This is a genomic window from Pedobacter sp. GW821-FHT01D05, assembly GCF_059422505.1.
In genome coordinates, this window is sequence record NZ_JBWKXA010000002.1 from 346,874 (window position 1) to 367,082 (window position 20,209).

The following is a 20,209-nucleotide window of genomic DNA, read 5'->3' on the forward strand; positions in this document are numbered from 1 at the left end:
AAAATATAAACATGCAGAAAACGATAACATCCCTCAATAACATTAAAAAATCATTAATATACCTAAGTGTGGTGTTGGTATTGGCTGGTTGTGTAACCGGACAACTGGGTAAAAACAACAGCGGTGAATATAAAAATGGGATGGTGGTTTCTGCCCATCCAGAAGCATCGCAAGTAGGTATAGATATTTTAAAAAAAGGTGGGAATGCGGTTGATGCAGCTGTTGCGGTTCAGTTTGCACTTGCTGTGGTTTATCCAAACGCGGGGAATATTGGTGGGGGCGGTTTTATGGTGTACCGCGGTGCAAACGGCGAGATAAATGCGTTAGATTTTAGAGAAAAAGCAGCTGCGGCAGCCAGCAGAGATATGTATCTCGATTCGGCCGGTAATCCAATTGTAGATAAAAGTTTATATGGCCATTTAGCCGCTGGCGTACCAGGATCAGTAGATGGTATGGTAGAGGCACACAAAAAATATGGAAAACTTTCCTGGGCACAGGTGTTGCAGCCGGCAATAAATTTGGCGCAAGATGGTTTCAAAATCACCAAGCGGCAGGCAAGCGAATTGAATGGTCTGCATAGAAAGTTTATGGATTTTAATCCTGATGGAACGGCCTTCGTAAATTTGGAAAGTACCTGGCAGGAAAATGACCTTTTGGTTCAAAAAGAACTTGGAAATACATTAAAACTGATCCAGAAAAAAGGCAGGGCCGGTTTTTATGAAGGCGCTGTGGCCGATTCGCTTGTGGCCGAAATGCAACGGGGCAAAGGACTTATTACAAAAGAAGATTTAAAAAATTATCACGCTACCTGGCGTACACCCATAACGGGCAACTATAGAGGCTATAAGGTGATTACCATGCCACCTACTTCGAGTGGAGGTATTGCCTTGATCCAATTGCTACAAAGTGTAGAAAATTTCCCCTTAAAAAAGTGGGGGCATAATGCAGATTCTACAGTTCAGGTAATTGTAGAAGCCGAAAGAAGAGTGTATGCCGATCGGGCAACACATTTAGGCGACCCTGATTTTTATGCTGTTCCACAACAACAAATGTTGAGTGCCGGTTACAATAAAAAACGCATGTCAAACTTTAACTGGGCAGCAGCAACCCCAAGCAGCGCTGTTTTGGCCGGCGAAATAAAAGGAGCAGAACATGAAGAGACCACACATTTCTCTATTGTAGACCGCGATGGAAATGCCGTTTCGATTACCACTACCTTAAATGGTTCTTACGGATCGTTAGTTGCCGTAAAAGGAGCCGGATTTCTCTTAAATAACGAAATGGACGACTTTTCCGTTAAACCTGGCGCACCCAATATGTACGGTTTAGTTGGTGGCGAAGCCAATGCAATTGCACCCAATAAACGAATGTTAAGCTCTATGACACCAAGTATTGTAGAGAAAGATGGAAAATTATTTATGGTGGTGGGTACTCCAGGTGGATCAACCATTATAACATCCGTATTTCAAACCATTATAAATGTAATCGATTTTGATATGTCTATGCAGTCGGCAGTAGCTGCTAAAAAGTTTCATCACCAATGGTTACCAGATGAGGTGTATGTAGAAAAAGATGCCATCGATAGCTTATCAACAGAAAAATTAAAAGCAAAAGGCTATAAAATTGTACCCAGAGGGGCAATCGGCAGGGTTGATGCCATCTTAAAAACTAAATGGGGAAATTATCAGGGCGGTGCCGACCCAAGGGGAGACGATAAGGCCATTGGCTGGTAGCAATTTCTCACATCTATTTTTTATCTTAGTACTGGCCAATCTTTTGCAATTCAATTAATTGTATGGTTTAAAGTTTAAAGAGATGAAGAAGCGTTTATTTAATCATGCCCGAAATTACCCAGATTTACCTCAGGTAGATTCGGCTATCTCTTTTGGTCCTTTTATCAAATACCTGCAACGAAAAATTAAAGAAGAACGGACCGTAAAATCTATTCTTTATAGCAATGCCTTAAAAGAATTTAAAAAACAGGGAATTGATGAACAGGTTATCGCTATCGAAGATATTTATCAGCACGAACTACTGCTGGAACATATGTATGCCTGTCTTTCGCCTGCACTTTTAACAGAAGACCACCAGGCTTGGGGGCTTTGTGCACCAATGCAGCCCATTACTTTTTATGGAACCGAGCTGATGTACGAGTTGCTCGAGCATGAAGAAAAAGATCAAAATAGTTTTGTCGGTTCAAAAACGCTTGAGCAACATCAGCATGATCACCTGCACTTTATCTACGCTTTCATCCTTAACGAATTATACGCATTCCACTACCCCTTAAAAGAGAAATACCATTCAGGCATCAATGCCGATACTGGTTTGCCTGGTTATTTCCACATAGGTGTAAACGCCAGCTTCATCGAAGTTAAGGCTAAGCAGCCATTGCCCGAGCTTAGTTACCGTGAATTACAGCAATATTTGAGCGAAGAATCTGGATTGAATAAACTACAGCAGGTGTTGCCGCTAAAACTTTTTGAGCTTAGAGGTATTTCGGTGCTTACCATTACCGATGTTACCGCTAAACATGCCGTAGAAAATATTAAAAGTGTAAGATTGAGCCGTGTGCCAGGCAGCGAGGGGGTCGCTTATGGAGAAGTGATACAATCGCTAAAAGTGCTGGTGCAAAATGCCAATATCCAATTCGATCTTTTTCCTTTCGTAAGGGTAAACAACAAAATGGTTTATGGGTATGTAAAAGGAGGAAGTGGACTGTTATTTTCAGTGTGGGGTGAAGAAACTTTAAGCCCTGAAGCTTTCCGGCAGATTGCTGAAGGTTATGCTGCAAATCCGAATTCTTTTTACTCGCCCGATATCTGGGCTGAAAGCAAAGAGATGTTTCCCTGGTTAGACAGGTTTAGGGAATTAAATGTAAAATCGATGGCGCTCATACCTGTATTTCATAACCAGATTTTGGTAGGTGTACTGGGTATGCACACCTGGCTTGGCGAAACTTTCGACGAAAAGAAAATTACTTTGTTGGAACCAGTTTTAGCGCCTATTGCTCAACTCCTACAGGTCTATATAGACGAGTTTAACCTTGAGATCGAAAACATTATAAAAGAAAAATACACCTCTATCCAACCTGCTGTACAGTGGAAGTTTAATGAAGCTGCCTGGCATCACCTTTACAATAAGAAAAAGAATTTACCGCAGCGCAATGAGGATATTAGTTTTGCAGACGTTTACCCTTTTTATGGCGCTATTGATATTAGAAATTCTACCACTGAACGTAATGTGGCCAGCAAGGCCGATCTGAGCCTGCACCTGAGCCTGTTTCGTGAAACGCTGGAAGAACTGAGCAAAACTTATAGTGATGCCTTGCTGGTAGAAATTATCTTTAATTGCAATAAATGGAGTGATATTTTGCAGGGCGATGAGTTGAATACAACTGATGAAAACAGCCTCAATATTTTTCTTAAAGAAGAAACCAGCGATTACCTAAAGCTCATTTCCCAATCGCATCCTAATACCCAAAAAGTAATCAGTAAATACCTCGACCGCATTTCGGTACCTCATGGCGAAGTGTATAAACGCCGTCAGGCTTTGGAAACATCTATGCAGCTGATCAATACAGCCATTAACAATTATTTTGAAAGTGAACGCGAAAAACTGCAAGATTCTTACCCCTGTTACTTCGAAAAATTCAGGACAGATGGTGTTGAATACGACATCTATATCGGACAGTCTATTGCACCTGATCGGGTTTTTAATCACTTTCATCTCAAAAATCTACGGTTATGGCAGCTATCATCAATGGCTGAGATTGCCAAAATGGTTCAGCAGCTTCAGCCAAAATTGGCCGTTAAGTTGGCCACCACACAACTTATCTTTATCCATAACCATCCAATAGACATTAGTTTTAGGATCGACGAGCGGAAGTTCGATGTAGAAGGCGCTTACAATATCAGGTATCAGATGATCAAAAAAAGGATCGATAAAATACTCATTCGCAATTCGCAGGAGCGCCTTACGCAGCCCGATAAACTGGCATTGATCTATTTCAATAAAAGAGATATTGACGATTACCTGCCATTTGTAAAATACCTGCAGGAAACCGGTGTATTGAAACCCGAAACCGAAGATCTTGATTTGGAAGATTTACAGGGGTTAAGTGGGTTAAAGGCACTACGCTTAACTATTTTTTAAACATTTAATTGAGCTACCTTTAGTCTAATATCTTCAATAAGTTACACGGGCACCCTGCTGCAAATACTTAGCGGTTTAGCTATATTGCGTCAGCTAATCAAACATGCCCCAATCGCTATGCGTAAACTATTTTCGCTGTTTTTATTTCTAACAGTTACCCTACAATTACACGCTCAAACCAATGAGGCCAGCCTGGTGAGTCCGCTGATTAATCAATACCAATCAGACGAGACCATGCTTAACCGTAAATATACGCTCAAGCGATCGGAAGAATACTTTAAGCGGATGGAACGCTTTTATACTGAATGGCAAAAACAATTAAAGGCATTGCCTTTTAACAAGCTAACTGTAAATGAAAGGGTAGATTATATTTTGCTTAAACGCGATATCCGATCAGATTCGGCAAGTTTACAGCAGAACTACGCCGAATTCAGAAGCAGTATTTTTACTTTGCCTTTTGCTAAAATATTATTGGATTTTGAAGCAAAGCGAAGGATTGGTCAGCAACAAGATGGTAAAATTACCAAAGATCAATTCGAACAACTGAAAACGGATATTCAGAAAACCACAAAGGCAGTAGAAAACAAAGACCTGGCTGTTACGCCGGTACAGGCATCGTGGGCACAGGAAACCGTTAATCAATACCTGGCTGTATTTACCGAAGCCTATAAATTTTATGATGGGTACGATCCGCAATTTACCAAAGCCACCAAAGCTGTTTATCCCGAAGTGGTAGATGCCGTGAAAGATTATGCTGCTGCACTGGGTAAAATAGCTAAACCGTCAAATGCCAAAGACGATGGAAGTGGCATTATTGGCAATCCGATAGGAAGAACAGCTTTATTAAGCAGTTTAAAAGATGAGATGATTGCCTATACCCCTGAGCAGATTGAGGCTATTGCCATGAGAGAATTTGCCTGGTGTGATGCCGAAATGCTCAAAGCGTCGCAACAAATGGGCTTTGGTAACGATTGGAAAAAAGCGCTGGAAAAAGTAAAAACAGATTATCCTGAATTGGGAAAACAGCCCGAACTGGTTTATGAACTGGCCAATGAAGCCATAAACTTTGTAGAGAAAAATAAACTCATCGCTATTCCAGCCCTGGCCAAAGAAGGCTGGCGCATGCGTATGTTAAGTCCGAAGGAACAATTGTTTGCACCGTTTTTTCTGGGTGGCGAATCCGTATTAATTGCTTATCCAACAGAAGATATGACCGAGGATGCCAAAATGATGACCTTGCGTGGCAACAACAGGCATTTTTCCAGAGCTGTAGTTTTTCATGAGCTTATTCCCGGGCATAACCTTCAGTATTTTATGCAAAGCCGCTACAAACCTTACCGCAAGGTATTTGGTACACCTTTCTGGACAGAAGGCTGGTCGTTGTACTGGGAGATGCTGTTGTGGGACCAGAATTTTGCAAAATCTCCGGAAGATAAAATTGGAATGCTTTTTTGGCGCATGCACCGTTGTGCGCGTATTATTTTTTCGATGAATTATCATTTAGGTAAATGGACACCTCAGCAGTGTATAGACTTTTTGGTAGATCGTGTTGGCTTTGAGCGTGCTAACGCAGCAGCAGAGGTACGTAGGTCGTTTACCGGAGGTTATGGGCCCTTATATCAAATTGGGTACATGTTAGGCGGATTACAGTTCAGGGCATTACACAAAGAGCTGGTACAAAGTGGTAAAATGACCAATATTCAATTTCACAGTCGTGTATTGCACGAAAATAACATGCCTGTAGAAATGGTAAGGGCCTTGTTAACCAGCCAGCAATTACCCGAAAATTTCAGTACCCAATGGAAATTTGCCGGCGATATTAAATAGTACAATTTTGACGAAGGTGTAGATAACATAAAGTAACAGATGATCAGACAAAGAGATTGATAAAATATTTATCCATGATTCGCAAGAGCGACTTATCTAACCTGATAAATTGGCATTGATTTAATTTAACAAGACGGGTGCTGCCGATCCCTGCCATTCGTAAAATATTCATAGGAAATAGGGCTATTGAGTCCTGAATCTAAAGATTTGGATTTTGGAAGAACTATAGCGTTTAAACGCTGCGCTTACTATTTATAACGTATTTTTTAGTTTTATCCAGAGTACGTAACCGTTTATTAGTGTTGAAAAGTTGATAAGTATTTTTACATGCTTGTATTTTTGGTATGGCTATTGTATTGCTAGGACAACGCTTATTCAACGTTAATAGAAAATTTATGAAACTACAACTATTTAAAACACTCCCGGTAGCACTCGCTGGTTTACTTATCGGCTCGGCTGCTTCAGCCCAGGAAAGTCCTGCAACTTCAACAACAACATTCAGAACATGGTCTATCGGTGTAAACGCTGGTGTGCTTACTCCATTATCACCATTAGGTGGGAAAAACGATTTCAGTAACAACAAATCAAGTTTAGGTTATGGCCTTTATATTAAAAAACAATTTACACCTTATTTCTCTCTTCGTTTAGATGGAGTTCGTGGTAAATTAAAGGGCGATAATACCGAACCTTATGAAAGCGGTTTGGTAAATAACTCTCCGGTAAGAGCATTCGATACCGAGTTATCTTATTCGGGAAGTTTAAATGCTGTGGTAAACATGTTCAATATCGATATGTTTAAAAAAGAGAATACCTTACAGCTTTATGCTTCTGCCGGTGCTGGTATTGCAGCTTACAAACCTACTATTACTACTGCAGCAGGAACTTCAGAATTCGGTGGTGGCGATAACATCAATGAGTTAATTATTCCTGTAGGATTAGGTGCGAAATTTAAAATTTCTGATGCGGTTAATTTAGATTTAGGTTGGACTATCAACTTTGTTGATGGCGATAACTTAGATGGTTACTACAAAAACGGAAATGATAAATATAACTATGCTTATGCTGGTTTAGAGTTTGCTTTAGGTACTGGAAAACAATTGGCTTTCCACAATCCGGTAGCTTTAACGTACGATGAAGCTTTAAAAGCAAAACAAACTGCAGAAGGTTTGAAATCTGATTTAAATGCTCAAAAAGCTGAAAATGCAAAACTACGTTCAGAAATGAACGACATCTTGAAAGATACAGATGGTGATGGTGTTGCAGATAAATTAGATAAATGCCCAGATACACCAGCAGGTACTGTTGTTGATGGTTCTGGTTGTCCATTAAAAACTCCTGAAAAAGTTGTAGAAAAAGTAATCGTAACAGAAGAAGATCGTAAAGTTGTTAACGAAGCGATTAAAAACTTAGAGTTCGATTTAGGTAAAGCAACTATCCGTTCTAAATCTTATACTTCTTTAAACAGAGTTGCTGCATTGTTGATTCAGAAAAACTTTAGCTTAAAATTAGCTGGTCACACAGATAATACAGGTTCAAAAGAATTAAACTTGCGTTTATCGAAAGACAGAGCAGAATCTGTAAAAGCTTATTTAGTTTCTCAAGGTGCAAATGCATCACGTATTGAAGCTACAGGTTATGGCATGGGTCAGCCAATTGCTACAAACAAAACAGCGGCAGGTCGTCAACAAAACCGTCGTGTAGAGTTTACCCTTTACTAGTCTGTTTTTAATAACATTTAAAAAGTCCCGATGAAAATCGGGACTTTTTAGTTTATATTTTTTTGTATACTGCTTAAATCACTGTTTCTGAAACCATAAGATTTTGGAGTGTATTTTTGATAAATAACCTTATTGTTCTTGCTATCATAAATGGTAATGATTTTATCAAAGGAATTTTGCGTGTAAACAAGATATTTTATATCTGAATCTTTTTTTAGTATTAACTCATCAAGCTGCTTTGTAGGAACAAACTTAACTAGATACTGGTATTTCTCGTTGTTGCTTTCACCTACTTCATTTAAGATTGAATTCTGATTGAACTCCTGGTTGAAACTATCTTTAACATAATCAGGAATATAAAGTGGCTCATTTTTTAGTTTGCTGAGATTTAATTTATCAGCGGTTTCAAATTCAATATCAAATTCATTTCTTGATAGTAATGCACTATTCAATAACTTTAAATAGGTGGTTAACATACCCGGCGACCAGTTATAAAATATAGCATGCTTATAAAGATTATTAATAAAAAGCTTACGTTTATCGGACGCAGACGTAAAGCTATAGCCTATATCTTCTAAATATTTAAGCGTAAATAAATCCGGATATAGATTTACAGTTGCTATAATTGACATATTTTTTCTAGTCCTTTTTTCAGCGCCGAGCTTAAGGGCATACACTACATTTACAGAGTTAAGAGAATCTGGTTGATCGGTGTAACTGTCAAAATAAAAAAAAGAATATGCAGAGTTGTTTTGATATTGAGCTAATTCGTTTGGTTTTATAATCAAGAATGGAGTTATGGTCCATGATTTTTCGATCGCCTCGCGATATTTCTCAATATTTTGATAATCGTCATATCTTAAAGTAAAGAGGGTTGTAGTGCCTTTGAATTTTCGAAAATCATTATCATTCAAGTAAGATTGTGCGAAACAAGATACCTGCGCTTTTGTGATATTTATAGTACATGCTATTGCCGAAATTATCAGTGCAATTTTTATTCTGGTCATCATTTTGTGTGCATTAGTGTTAATCTAATCTACAAATAAAAACGCAAAAAAAAACCAAATCTCTATTGCATTAACAAAATACATTCATTAGCTTTGTTATGCAAGCATAATAAATTAGCAAAAATGAAACAACAACAAACCATAGATTACCATGTTAAGTTTGCCTGGCAAAATATGTTTAATAAGTACAATCAAATGGCATCTAGTTTTGGGATTACCCAGGCCATTGGTTACATGCTTATTAATATAGATGACGCCGAGGGAACTGCGGTTTCAAATTTAGCTGGCTTACTTGGGGTTAAAGCAACCAGTTTATCCCGTATGTTAAATAATATGGAAGAGGCCAGCCTCATTTACCGTGAAACATCTGCAGGCGATAAACGATCAGTAAAGGTTTTTCTAACTGATTTCGGTAAAGAGAAAAAACAATTGGCCAAAGGTGTTGTTCGCAAATTTAATGAATATCTCGATGAGCATTTCTCTAAAAAGGAGAAGGAGACCTTTATTAATCTATTGATAAAACTAAATGATATCACAGTGGCCTATACTGTTGATTAACAAATATAACAATCAAATCTGTTTGGTAGGTTGTACATAAATAGCGCCTATCAGACTAATGAAAAGCAAATAGATAATGAAACGAAGCATTAATAAAGTTGCAGTTTTGGGTTCGGGTATTATGGGATCGCGTATTGCATGCCACTTCGCCAACATTGGTGTAGAGGTTTTGTTGTTAGATATTGCCCCTAAAGAGCTAAATCCAGAAGAACAGGCAAAAGGGTTAACACCCGATAACCCAGTTGTAAAAAACCGGATTGTTAATACAGCTTTGCAAACGGCCGTAAAAACAAACCCATCTCCAGTTTATAGCAAAAAAGCATTAAATAAGATCAAAACTGGGAATTTCGACGATGATATGCCGAAAATTGCCGGTTACGATTGGGTAATTGAAGTTGTAGTCGAAAATCTTGATATCAAGAAAAAAGTTTTCGAACAGGTAGAGCAGTTCCGCAAGCCAGGTACATTGATTACCTCGAATACTTCAGGTATTCCGATCCATTTAATGGCTGAGGGAAGAAGCGATGATTTTAAATCACATTTCTGCGGCACACACTTCTTTAATCCGCCCCGCTATTTAAAATTATTGGAGGTTATTCCTACGCCACACACGCTACCTGAAATTGTTGATTTTCTGATGCATTATGGCGATAAATTTTTAGGAAAAACAACTGTTTTATGTAAGGATACGCCAGCTTTTATTGCCAATCGTGTTGGTGTTTATTCCATCATGGCACTTTTGCATTTAGTTGAAAAACTTGATCTGACTGTAGAAGAGGTTGACAAATTTACCGGACCAGCATTGGGTAGACCAAAATCGGCTACTTTCCGTACATCGGATGTGGTTGGTTTAGATACCATGATCAAAGTGGCGAAAGGGCTTTACGATAACTGTCCGGATGATAAAGCACACGATTTGTTTAAACTTCCTGCATATGTGCAAAAAATGGAAGAGAACAAATGGCTTGGCGATAAAACCCAACAGGGTTTCTATAAAAAGACAAAAACTGTTGAGGGTAAAACCGAAATCCTTGCATTGGATTTAAAAAACCTAGAATATAAACCGCAGCAAAAAGTAAAATCGGCTACCTTAGAAATGACCAAGCCGGTTGAAAATCTTCGTGAGCGCATGAAGATTTTTGCCAAAGGAAAAGATAAGGCAGGCGAGTTGTTCCGCCATTCTTCATTTGGTTTATTTGAATATGTATCAGATCGGATTCCAGAAATTTCTGACGAACTCTACCGTATCGATGATGCCATGCGTGCAGGTTTCGGTTGGGAACTTGGCCCCTTCGAACTTTGGGATGCCGTTGGTGTAAAAGAAGCCATCGAAGGAATGGAGCAATATGGCAATAAAGCTGCGGCTTGGGTGCATGAAATGCTCGATGCCGGAAATACTTCGTTCTATAAAGTAGAAAACGGCGTTAAAAAATATTACGATATTCCTTCTAAAAGTTATAAAGCCTTACCGGGAACCGATGAGTTCATCATCTTGGATAACCTTCGCGAAAATAAAACCCTTTGGAAAAACTCAGGTGTTTCGATTATTGATCTGGGCGATGGCATTCTGAATGTAGAATTCCGCACCAAAATGAATACCATTGGCGGTGATGTGATTTCAGGTATTAACAAAGCGATTGATATGGCCGAAAAAGATTACCGTGGTTTGGTAATCGGCAATGATGGTGCAAATTTCTCCGCTGGTGCAAATGTGGGGATGATTTTTATGATGGCGGTAGAGCAGGAGTGGGATGAATTGAACATGGCGATCAGAATGTTCCAGAATACTTCGATGCGCATCCGTTATTCTTCTATTCCGGTTGTGGTTGCCCCGCATAATCTAACTCTTGGCGGTGGTTGTGAGTTTAGTTTACATGCCGATCACGTCCAGCTTTCAGCCGAAACTTATATGGGTTTGGTTGAGTTTGGTGTTGGCGTAATCCCTGGGGGTGGCGGAACAAAAGAATTTGCTTTGCGTGCTTCTGATGAGTATAAAGATGATCAGATTGTGCAGAATGCCTTGAAAGACCGTTTCTTAACTATCGGAATGGCAAAAGTTTCTACTTCGGGTTACGAGGCTTACGAATTGGGTTATCTGCAAAAAGATAAATTTTCGATCTCGATGAACCGAAACCGCTTATTGGCCGATGCAAAAGCTAAAGCAATAGAATTGGCTGATGCTGGATATACTAAACCCGTACAACGGAACGATATCAAAGTTTTAGGCAAACAAGGTTTAGGAATTGTTTATGCTGGTGCCAATAGCATGTATGCAGGTCATTTCATTTCCGAGCACGATAAAAAAATATCTGAAAAATTAGGTTATGTAATGTGCGGTGGTGATTTATCGGCTCCAACAGAAGTAACCGAGCAATATTTATTGGATCTGGAAAGAGAAGCATTTTTATCACTTGCAGGTGAAAGGAAATCGCTAGAGCGGATTCAGAGTATTATTACTAAGGGGAAACCGTTGAGGAATTAGTGAGTTAAATATTTAGTTATGAGTATCAAGTATCAAGTATCAAGATACGAATGACGAATACAGTTTTACTTACATTAATTAATAAATAAAATAATGCGAGGATTAAGTCTTGATACTTGATTCTGGCTACTAGATACTAAAAAATGGAAGCATATATTATAGCCGGATATCGTACAGCAGTGGGCAAAGCACCCCGTGGCGTATTCCGTTTTACAAGAGCTGATGATTTAGCCGCAGAAGTAATCAGGGCTTTAGTGGCATCGGTTCCGAATTTAGATAACGAACAGATTGATGATGTAATAGTAGGTAATGCTACACCAGAGGCAGAGCAAGGCTTAAATATCGGTCGTATGATTTCGCTGATGGGCCTGGATACCGATAAAGTTCCTGGTGTTACGGTGAACCGCTATTGTGCATCGGGTTTAGATACCATTGCCACAGCAGTTGCTAAAATTAAAGCCGGCATGGCCGATTGTATTATTGCAGGTGGTGTAGAGGTGATGAGCGGAATGCCTTTTGGAGGGTGGAAGCTTGTACCCAATGCAGAAGTTGCAAAAAACAATCCAGACTGGTATTGGGGTATGGGCTTAACAGCCGAAGCAGTAGCTAAAGAATACAATGTGAGCCGTGAAGATCAGGATGCTTTTTCGTTAAAATCTCATGAAAAAGCCATTCACGCTATAAAAAACGGCCATTTAAAAGACGGTATTCTGCCAATCACAGTAAACGAAAATTACCTCGATGCCAACCTTAAAAAGAAAACCCGTTCTTACGTGGTTGATACCGATGAGGGGCCACGTGCAGATACTACCTTAGATAAGCTGGCGAAACTGAAACCGGTATTCGACGCTGTTGGAAGTGTAACCGCGGGTAATTCATCGCAAACATCTGATGGAGCAGCTTTTGTTTTGGTGGTTTCTGAAAAGAAAATGAAAGAATTAAATGCGGAACCGATTGCCAGATTGGTAAGCTACGGTATCGCGGGAGTTCCGCCGCGCATTATGGGGATTGGTCCAATTGAAGCTATTCCAAAAGCGTTGAAACAGGCAGGTTTGAAAAAGGAGGGTATCGATTTAATCGAACTGAACGAAGCTTTTGCCTCACAATCATTAGCCGTAATCAGAACATTGGATTTAAATCCCGACGTAATTAACGTAAATGGTGGTGCAATTGCATTAGGGCATCCGCTGGGCTGTACCGGAGCAAAACTTACCGTACAGATTATGAATGAACTAAAAAGACAAAACAAGAAATATGGAATGGTAACCATGTGCGTAGGAACCGGACAAGGTGCAGCAGGGATATTTGAGATGTTGTAGGAATATAGTATCAAGATATGAGTATCAAGTATCGAGATTGAATAATAGGTGTATACCAGTTTATAAAATCATCCCAAACATATTTGTATTCATAATTTAATACTAAAACATATGCATAATTTTAAAGAATTAAAGGTTTGGCAGAAATCTATAGAACTCGCAGTTGAAATTTATAAAGCGACATCACTCTTGCCGAATGAAGAAAGATTTGGCTTGATTTCACAAATGAAAAGATGTTCGGTATCAATTCCTTCAAATATAGCTGAGGGTTCTGGTAGAGGAAGTGGTGCTCAATTCAAATATTTTTTGAACATAAGCCAAGGTTCAGCTTTTGAGCTAGAAACACAATTGATTATTTCAAACCGACTTGAATTACTAGATAATGAATTATCAACAGATTTGATTGAGAAAATTACTGAGATTCAAAAAATGGTTTATGCTTTGGATAGAAGTATCAAAGTGTAAGCATTAAGGTTTGAGTATAAAGTGTCCAGATTGAATAAAAGAAATAATAGAAAAAAATAATAAGCGATATCAAGTTTCTAAGCACAGTTTTGATACCTGATAATAGCTGCCCAATATTAAAATTTAGTGATATCTAGTGTTAAGCTTTGTCTTGATACTAGATACTCATTACTAGATACTATTAAAATGGAAACAACTGAAAAAAAGACAATTAAAGGCGGTGAATTCTTAATTAAGGATACCACTTATCAGGAAATATTTATCCCTGAAGAATTTGATGAAGAGCAGCAGATGATTGCACAGACCTGTCGCGATTTTCTGGCGGCTGAGGTTTATCCCAATTTAGATAAAATTGATAAACAGGAAGATCCTGAATTGATGCCAACACTTTTAACCAAGGCAGGCGAACTGGGGATTCTTGGCGTTTCGGTACCGGAAGAATACGGAGGTTTTGGTAAAAACTTTAACACTTCTATGCTGGTTGCAGATGTGGTAGGTGCAGGACACTCTTTCGCTGTTGCACTTTCTGCACATACCGGAATTGGTACATTACCGATTTTATATTATGGTAACGATGCGCAAAAGGCAAAGTATATTCCTAAGCTTGGCTCGGGCGAATGGAAAGCCGCTTATTGTTTAACTGAGCCAAACTCAGGTTCGGATGCAAACTCTGGTAAAACTAAGGCTACACTGAGTGCCGATGGTAAACATTATATCATTACCGGGCAGAAAATGTGGATTACCAATGGTGGTTTTGCCGATATTTTTATTGTTTTCGCTAAAATTGACGATGATAAAAACTTAACTGCATTTATTGTGGAGAAGGAATTCGGTGGCATCACTATGAATCCCGAAGAGCATAAAATGGGTATTAAAGGTTCTTCAACCCGTCAGGTTTTCTTTAACGATTGCCCGGTACCGGTTGAGAATATGTTGAGCGATAGAGAAAACGGTTTCAAAATCGCGGTTAACATTTTAAATATTGGCCGTATCAAATTATCGGCTGCAGCTATCGGAGCTTCAAAAGCAACTTTAAATACAGCGATTAATTATTCGAACGAACGGATCCAGTTTGGTCGCCCGATTTCTAAATATGGTGCAATCCGTTTTAAAATTGCAGAAATTGCTGCCAAACTTTATGCTGTTGATTCAGCAAATTATCGTGCCGGACAGAATATTGATGATACTTACGATCAACTGGTTGCAGGTGGAATGGAATCTGGCAAAGCCAGACTGAAATCTGTTGAGCAATTTGCGGTAGAGTGTGCCATTTTAAAAGTATGGGGCTCAGAGGCACTAGATTATACCGTAGATGAAGGTGTACAGATTTATGGTGGAATGGGCTTTAGTGCCGATGCACCAATGGATAGGGCTTACCGTGATGCACGTATCAACCGGATTTTTGAAGGTACAAACGAAATTAACCGCTTGTTGACTGTTGATATGATGCTAAAACGCGCCATGAAAGGCGAATTGGATTTAATGACGCCAGCTACAGCAGTTGCCGCTGAATTGATGAGCATCCCTGATTTTGGCGAAGAGGACACCACTTTATTTGCTGCAGAGAAAAAGGTCTTGTCGAATTTGAAAAAAGCAACTTTAATGGTGGCTGGTGCTGCGGTTCAAAAATTGATGATGACCTTAAGCAAAGAACAGGAAATTTTAATGAACATTGCCGACATGGCCAGTTATGTTTATGTGCTTGAATCGGCTTTATTGCGTACAGAAAAATTGGTTAATACCCGTGGTGAAGAAGCATCAGCAGGCCAATTGGATTTACTACGCATTTATTTGGTAGAAGCAGTGGATGGTATTGCCAAGGCAGGTAAAGAAGCACTTTGGGCTTTTGCTGAAGGTGATGAGCAACGTATGATGTTGGTTGGTTTACGCCGTTTTACAAAAGTGGAACCGTTTAATGTTAAAGATGCCCGTCAAAGAGTTGCGCAACAGCTTATTGAAGCAAATAAATATATTTTTTAAGGTAGAAGGCTGAAAGGCGGAGGGTTTAAGGATTGGGTGCATAACCTAACCTTAAACCCTTTTTTTGTTTTATTGAATCTGATAATTTTTAGGCTTAATTAAAACGTATTCTTTTCTAGGAGGAGTTCATAATATGCTGTCATGCTGAGGCACGAAGCATCTCTTTCATCGGCTGCAGATACTTCGTACCTCAGCATGACAGAAGTTGAAAAAAAAATAACCCATTAGCTTTATGCTATTAAAATCCTATTTTCGCGCATGATTAAATTTAGATTCCTTGCCATACTCTTTTTATGTATGGCTGCAGTTTCATCTTGTAAAAAGGATGAAGACCCTGAAAAACAGATGACCGATTTCATCAAGCAAAATAATATTAATGCAGTTAGAGACGATTCTGGTTTATACTATCAGATCATTAAACCTGGCTCGGGTTCGTTCACTTATCCAAATAACACCAAAATAACCATTAAATATGAAGGCAGGTTGTTAGACGGAACTGTATTTGATAATGGCGATGGCAAAGAGCAGATCTTCAATCTTGCCGAGCTAATTTCAGGTTGGAGAATCGGCATCCCCAAAATACAAAAAGGTGGAGAAATCAGGTTAATCGTTCCCCCGGGTTTGGGCTATGGAAGCAGTTCGGTAGGTCCTATCCCTGGTAATTCTGTATTAGATTTTACCATACAGCTGTCTAATACGCAATAACTGTAACAAGTAAAGCTGAAAGAGCAAAGACTAAAGTCGAGGGAATAAATTTAAAGCAGATTGTTATTACAATTTTCGATTATGCTTCTTTAGCCTTTCTGCTTTTATCTTTAAGTGCCTTAAAATTGTTAAAATAGGTTAAAAATTGTAGCATCCGTATTAAAAGCTTATTTTTGCGGATGATGGTTAAGTTTAGATATTTTATACTCATGATCTGCCTTGCAGGGTGCCTGGCAGCTTGTAAGAAAAATGTGCCGGTTGATGATTACGATCCTACACCACAGTTTAAGGCCGATACTGCTGCAATAAGCGCTTTTGTTAAGACTAATAATATCTCGGCCACGAAAGATGCCAGTGGAATATTTTATCAGATCTTAGCACCTGGAACAGGAAGTATAGTGTATACGGCATCTACAAAAATCACTTCTGATTATGAAGGAAAGTTACTAAACGGAACTATTTTCGACAGTACCAAAGGAACCCCAATTTCGTTTCTACTTGGAAACGTTATTGTAGGATGGCAATTTGGGATTCAAAAAATACAAAAAGGTGGTAAGATCAGATTGATAATACCTTCTTATTACGCTTATGGGACACAATCACCTTCAGCTTTGGTTCCGGCAAATTCAATACTCGATTTTACTATAACACTTACAGACGTACAATAATAAATGAACAAATTTACTAAACTTAGCCTATTCGCACTTTTACTGGCTACTACAATCTTCAGCTCATGTAAAAAGGAATATGAGTCTATTGAAAGTGTAGATGATGCCGCTATCCAGGCTTATCTTAAAAAGAATAATCTTAGCTTCGATAAGGATACAAAAGGCTATTATTATAAAGTTACTACACCTGGTACTGGTGATGTTGTTAAAAACCAAGATTCGGTTTATTATTCATATATCTTTAAAACCTTATCTGGGCAGGTGCTAAATCAAACATCTGATTTAATGATTCCAGGTACCTTTTTGGGTTATACAGACCGATTTACGATCAATAGTGTATCATATGTATTTACACCAATTAGAGAAGTGTTAACCAAATTAAAAAGAGGAGGCAAAGCAACATTAATTATGCCTTCTAGCATGGCTTTTGGTAGGAACGGCGTAAGTTTTTTAAATATTGGATCAAATGAAAATATCCTTGTTGATTTAGGGATATATGCTGGAGCGAAAAGACATGAAATAGACGAATTTGAGATCAATAAATTTATTGCCAACAATAATTTAACACTGATTAAAGATCCTTCTAGAGCACGCTATAGTATTACTACCCCTGGAACAGGAACTGATGTAATTAATGTGAACTCTACAATAGTTGCTAACTACACGGTTCGCTATTTAGATGGAACAGTTTTGCAAACGAGTACCGATGGAACTTTTTCTGATGTTTTAAGTAATTTATATAAAGGCTGGCAATTAATATTACCGGGAAAAGTAACAGCTGGCGGAAAGCTTCGTTTGATTATTCCTGCTGATTTAGCTAATGGGGTATCTCCTTTAGATTTTGATATTGAAATTGTAAAGGTTACGAATTAGATAAAGCCTCTTTAAAAACTTTTAAAACCCTTTCTCTTGCAAATGTATGCTCAACTATTGGTTGGGCATATTTTTTTGTCCCAAATTCTGGTACCCACTTTTTAATGTATTCAAGTTTAGGGTCGAATTTTTTAGTCTGTAGTTCTGGATTAAATACCCTGAAGTAAGGCGCCGCATCATTTCCTGATCCAGCGGCCCATTGCCAGCCGCCCACATTGCTTGCCATTTCATAATCCAATAATTTTTCGGCAAAATACGTTTCTCCCCAGCGCCAGTCGATGAGTAAATGTTTGGTTAAAAAACTTGCTACAACCATGCGCACGCGGTTGTGCATCCAGCCAGTTTGGTTAAGCTGTCTCATACCGGCATCTACAATAGGATAGCCGGTATTGCCTTCGCACCAGGCTTTAAATTCATCTTCGTTGTTGCGCCATTTAATTTTATCGTATTGTTTTTTAAACGAATCGGAGGCCGAGTAGGGGAAATGCCAAAGGATAGTCATATAAAATTCTCGCCAGGCCAATTCTGAAAGCCAGACGTCCGATTTTGCTTCCAAAGCATCTTTAACTGCTTTCCGAATGCTTAAGGTTCCGAAACGTAAATGCAGACCGATATGTGTGGTGCCATCAAGCGCAGGGAAATCGCGTTCTTTTGCATAATCGTCGAGTTTGCTTTTATAACTGATTTTCGGAAAATCCAGCTTACTCTTTTCAAAGCCCATATCATTTAAACCTGGACAGGGCAGATGTTTGCTTTGCAATAAGTTTTTGAAGTATTTTTTAATGGGATAAGCTTTTACATAAAAATCGTTCAGCTTTGCATGCCATTGTTTGTAAAAAGGGGTAAAAACTGTGTAAGGTGTTTTATCCGCTTTTAGGATTTCGTTTTTTTCAAAAATAACCTGATCCTTATATGTTTTGAAGGCTATTTTTTCGCTGGTTAAAAATTCGGCCATGTTATCATCACGTTCGCGGGCATAAGGTTCATAGTCATGATTGGTATATACGCTCTTAACATCATATTCCTTTAAAATTTCAGGCCATATTTTTTCGGGACTACCATATTTTACCAGTAAATCTGATCCATATTGCTGAAGTTCTTTCTTTAAATCTTCAATGGATTGATAAATAAAAGTTAAGCGGGCATCATCCTTTGGTAGTTTATCCAGTATATTTTTGTCGAAAATAAAAAGTGGCAACACGGGGTAATCGCTTTTTAAAGCGTGGTATAAAGCAGCATTATCTGTTAAACGTAAATCGCGGCGAAACCAAATGATTGATATTGAAGTCATTGATGGGAATTAGAAATTAATTAATTACGTCATGCTGAACTTGTTTCAGCATCTATCCTGGAAAGACCCTGAAATAAATTACCTTCGGTGAGCTCGCTAAGGCTCGGTTCAGGGTGACGGGCCAGTTAATCGGTTAAACCTATTTGTACAGATCCTTCAAAGCATCCTCCAAATGGGTGAATTTAAATTTGAATCCTGCATCTAAAATTTTTTGTGCCGAGGTATTATTGCTCATTAAAACAGCTTCAACACGCTCGCCCAATAACAATTCTAATGCCTTTTTCGGAACCTTGATCGGCCAAACAGGACGATGCAGCTGTTTAGCAATGGCTTTGGTTAGCGCTTTATTCGTGACTGGAAAAGGAGCACAGGCATTATAACAATTCTCCATTTTAAGATTTTCGATGGCTTCGATGTACATTTCTACCATATCATCAATATGCAGCCAGGGAGTCCATTGTTTACCTGTTCCTAATGCTGCTGCGGCAAACAACTTAACTGGTTTATCGAGTTGTGGTAAGGCGCCGCCATGGTTACTTAAAACGATTCCGGTACGGAGTTTTACAATCCTAAGGCTTAGCTTTTTGCCTTGGTCTACGGCATCTTCCCAAAGTTTACAGCATTCAGCTAAAAATCCATAACCGTTTGGGCTTTCTTCTGTTAAAATTTCATCACCACAATCGCCATAAAAACCAACTGCCGATGCAGAAATAAACGATTTTAGCTGGTTGTCGGGTTTCGATTTAATGGTTTTAAAAAGTAATTCTGTTGATTTTACGCGGCTATCGATGATCTGTTTTTTGCGTTCATCGGTCCATTTTTTATCGGCCACGGGTTCTCCCGCTAAATGAATAATGGCATCTACACCATTCATACAATCAGCATCAATAGTTCCTTTGTAAACATCCCACACAAAATTATTCGGATCATTGTCTTTCTTTCGCGAAAGTGTATTCACCCCGTAACCTTTACTTAGCAAATGTTTTTTCAGCTCAGTACCCACAAGTCCTGTCGCTCCGGTAATCAGAATCTTTTTTGCCATATTTTTAAAACACTAAAGATACAAAAGGGTTTTTATGGCTTCATTTAAAACGATATTAATTCAGTTTTAATTCTTTTGTTACCTATTTGTAAAGAATTATTTAGGGGTTTGATGAAGAGGAA

At 38.7% G+C, this 20,209-nt stretch carries 15 protein-coding genes; 12 read left to right on the forward strand and 3 right to left on the reverse strand.

All coding sequences use genetic code 11. From position 1 onward, the window contains the following. Window positions 1-11: 11 nt before the first annotated feature. From ggt to AC07VK_RS09615, 4 genes are all read left to right on the forward strand, one after another. Entirely contained in the window at window positions 12-1,733 is a 1,722-nt protein-coding gene (gene ggt / locus AC07VK_RS09600) for a gamma-glutamyltransferase (RefSeq protein ID WP_492960094.1), read from the forward strand. Between the two features lie 82 nt (window positions 1,734-1,815). Then, window positions 1,816-4,152: a GAF domain-containing protein gene (locus AC07VK_RS09605; RefSeq protein ID WP_492960096.1), complete on the forward strand. Its 2,337-nt coding sequence runs from the start codon at window positions 1,816-1,818 to the stop codon at window positions 4,150-4,152. A gap of 117 nt (window positions 4,153-4,269) precedes the next feature. Beyond that, the gene (locus AC07VK_RS09610) at window positions 4,270-5,979 is read left to right on the forward strand and encodes a DUF885 family protein (protein WP_492960098.1); all 1,710 of its coding nucleotides are present in this window, start codon (window positions 4,270-4,272) and stop codon (window positions 5,977-5,979) included. 395 nt (window positions 5,980-6,374) lie between these two features. Beyond that, window positions 6,375-7,697, forward strand: a complete 1,323-nt coding sequence (locus tag AC07VK_RS09615) for a DUF6089 family protein (RefSeq protein WP_492954175.1) — start codon at window positions 6,375-6,377, stop codon at window positions 7,695-7,697. A gap of 47 nt (window positions 7,698-7,744) precedes the next feature. Here AC07VK_RS09615 and AC07VK_RS09620 read toward each other — a convergent pair whose 3' ends face one another. Next, on the reverse strand, window positions 7,745-8,707 hold the full coding sequence (locus AC07VK_RS09620; RefSeq protein ID WP_492954174.1) for a hypothetical protein: 963 nt from the start codon (window positions 8,705-8,707) through the stop codon (window positions 7,745-7,747). Window positions 8,708-8,827: 120 nt separating this feature from the next. Here AC07VK_RS09620 and AC07VK_RS09625 point away from each other — a divergent pair, with 120 nt between their 5' ends. The 8 genes from AC07VK_RS09625 to AC07VK_RS09660 all read left to right on the forward strand — a co-directional run bounded on the left by AC07VK_RS09625 (window position 8,828) and on the right by AC07VK_RS09660 (window position 17,754). After that, a complete protein-coding gene (locus AC07VK_RS09625; RefSeq protein WP_492954173.1) occupies window positions 8,828-9,262 on the forward strand; it encodes a MarR family winged helix-turn-helix transcriptional regulator in 435 nt (144 codons plus the stop codon). Between the two features lie 76 nt (window positions 9,263-9,338). Then, window positions 9,339-11,744, forward strand: a complete 2,406-nt coding sequence (locus AC07VK_RS09630) for a 3-hydroxyacyl-CoA dehydrogenase/enoyl-CoA hydratase family protein (protein WP_492960100.1) — start codon at window positions 9,339-9,341, stop codon at window positions 11,742-11,744. 143 nt (window positions 11,745-11,887) lie between these two features. Beyond that, window positions 11,888-13,063, forward strand: a complete 1,176-nt coding sequence (locus tag AC07VK_RS09635; RefSeq protein WP_492960102.1) for an acetyl-CoA C-acyltransferase — start codon at window positions 11,888-11,890, stop codon at window positions 13,061-13,063. A gap of 111 nt (window positions 13,064-13,174) precedes the next feature. Continuing rightward, entirely contained in the window at window positions 13,175-13,528 is a 354-nt protein-coding gene (locus tag AC07VK_RS09640) for a four helix bundle protein (RefSeq protein WP_492960104.1), read from the forward strand. A 186-nt stretch (window positions 13,529-13,714) separates the two neighbouring features. Then, window positions 13,715-15,508 (forward strand): acyl-CoA dehydrogenase FadE, encoded by a 1,794-nt coding sequence (locus AC07VK_RS09645; protein ID WP_492954169.1) that lies wholly within the window; start codon window positions 13,715-13,717, stop codon window positions 15,506-15,508. Between the two features lie 258 nt (window positions 15,509-15,766). Continuing rightward, window positions 15,767-16,213, forward strand: a complete 447-nt coding sequence (locus tag AC07VK_RS09650; protein WP_492960106.1) for an FKBP-type peptidyl-prolyl cis-trans isomerase — start codon at window positions 15,767-15,769, stop codon at window positions 16,211-16,213. A 179-nt stretch (window positions 16,214-16,392) separates the two neighbouring features. Next, window positions 16,393-16,881, forward strand: coding sequence for an FKBP-type peptidyl-prolyl cis-trans isomerase (locus tag AC07VK_RS09655; RefSeq protein ID WP_492960108.1), 489 nt, complete (start codon window positions 16,393-16,395; stop codon window positions 16,879-16,881). 3 nt (window positions 16,882-16,884) lie between these two features. Beyond that, window positions 16,885-17,754 (forward strand): FKBP-type peptidyl-prolyl cis-trans isomerase, encoded by an 870-nt coding sequence (locus tag AC07VK_RS09660; protein WP_492960110.1) that lies wholly within the window; start codon window positions 16,885-16,887, stop codon window positions 17,752-17,754. On the opposite strand, the gene AC07VK_RS09665 is transcribed toward AC07VK_RS09660, so the two are convergent. Continuing rightward, entirely contained in the window at window positions 17,744-19,045 is a 1,302-nt protein-coding gene (locus AC07VK_RS09665) for a cryptochrome/photolyase family protein (protein ID WP_492960112.1), read from the reverse strand. The two genes, AC07VK_RS09660 and AC07VK_RS09665, sit on opposite strands and share 11 nt — an antisense overlap. Window positions 19,046-19,184: 139 nt before the next feature. Then, on the reverse strand, window positions 19,185-20,087 hold the full coding sequence (locus tag AC07VK_RS09670) for a TIGR01777 family oxidoreductase (RefSeq protein ID WP_492960114.1): 903 nt from the start codon (window positions 20,085-20,087) through the stop codon (window positions 19,185-19,187). Window positions 20,088-20,209: the final 122 nt, after the last annotated feature.

What these genes read in the sequence shown, in the direction of transcription:
- AC07VK_RS09660 (WP_492960110.1), top strand. Translation starts at nt 16,885, where the DNA reads ATGAACAAATTTACTAAACTTAGCCTATTCGCACTTTTACTGGCTACT.
- AC07VK_RS09630 (WP_492960100.1), top strand. Translation starts at nt 9,339, where the DNA reads ATGAAACGAAGCATTAATAAAGTTGCAGTTTTGGGTTCGGGTATTATG.
- AC07VK_RS09655 (WP_492960108.1), top strand. Translation starts at nt 16,393, where the DNA reads ATGATGGTTAAGTTTAGATATTTTATACTCATGATCTGCCTTGCAGGG.
- AC07VK_RS09665 (WP_492960112.1), bottom strand. Translation starts at nt 19,045, where the DNA reads ATGACTTCAATATCAATCATTTGGTTTCGCCGCGATTTACGTTTAACA.
- AC07VK_RS09670 (WP_492960114.1), bottom strand. Translation starts at nt 20,087, where the DNA reads ATGGCAAAAAAGATTCTGATTACCGGAGCGACAGGACTTGTGGGTACT.
- AC07VK_RS09620 (WP_492954174.1), bottom strand. Translation starts at nt 8,707, where the DNA reads ATGATGACCAGAATAAAAATTGCACTGATAATTTCGGCAATAGCATGT.
- AC07VK_RS09645 (WP_492954169.1), top strand. Translation starts at nt 13,715, where the DNA reads ATGGAAACAACTGAAAAAAAGACAATTAAAGGCGGTGAATTCTTAATT.
- AC07VK_RS09625 (WP_492954173.1), top strand. Translation starts at nt 8,828, where the DNA reads ATGAAACAACAACAAACCATAGATTACCATGTTAAGTTTGCCTGGCAA.
- AC07VK_RS09605 (WP_492960096.1), top strand. Translation starts at nt 1,816, where the DNA reads ATGAAGAAGCGTTTATTTAATCATGCCCGAAATTACCCAGATTTACCT.
- AC07VK_RS09635 (WP_492960102.1), top strand. Translation starts at nt 11,888, where the DNA reads ATGGAAGCATATATTATAGCCGGATATCGTACAGCAGTGGGCAAAGCA.
- AC07VK_RS09640 (WP_492960104.1), top strand. Translation starts at nt 13,175, where the DNA reads ATGCATAATTTTAAAGAATTAAAGGTTTGGCAGAAATCTATAGAACTC.
- AC07VK_RS09610 (WP_492960098.1), top strand. Translation starts at nt 4,270, where the DNA reads ATGCGTAAACTATTTTCGCTGTTTTTATTTCTAACAGTTACCCTACAA.
- AC07VK_RS09650 (WP_492960106.1), top strand. Translation starts at nt 15,767, where the DNA reads ATGATTAAATTTAGATTCCTTGCCATACTCTTTTTATGTATGGCTGCA.
- ggt (WP_492960094.1), top strand. Translation starts at nt 12, where the DNA reads ATGCAGAAAACGATAACATCCCTCAATAACATTAAAAAATCATTAATA.
- AC07VK_RS09615 (WP_492954175.1), top strand. Translation starts at nt 6,375, where the DNA reads ATGAAACTACAACTATTTAAAACACTCCCGGTAGCACTCGCTGGTTTA.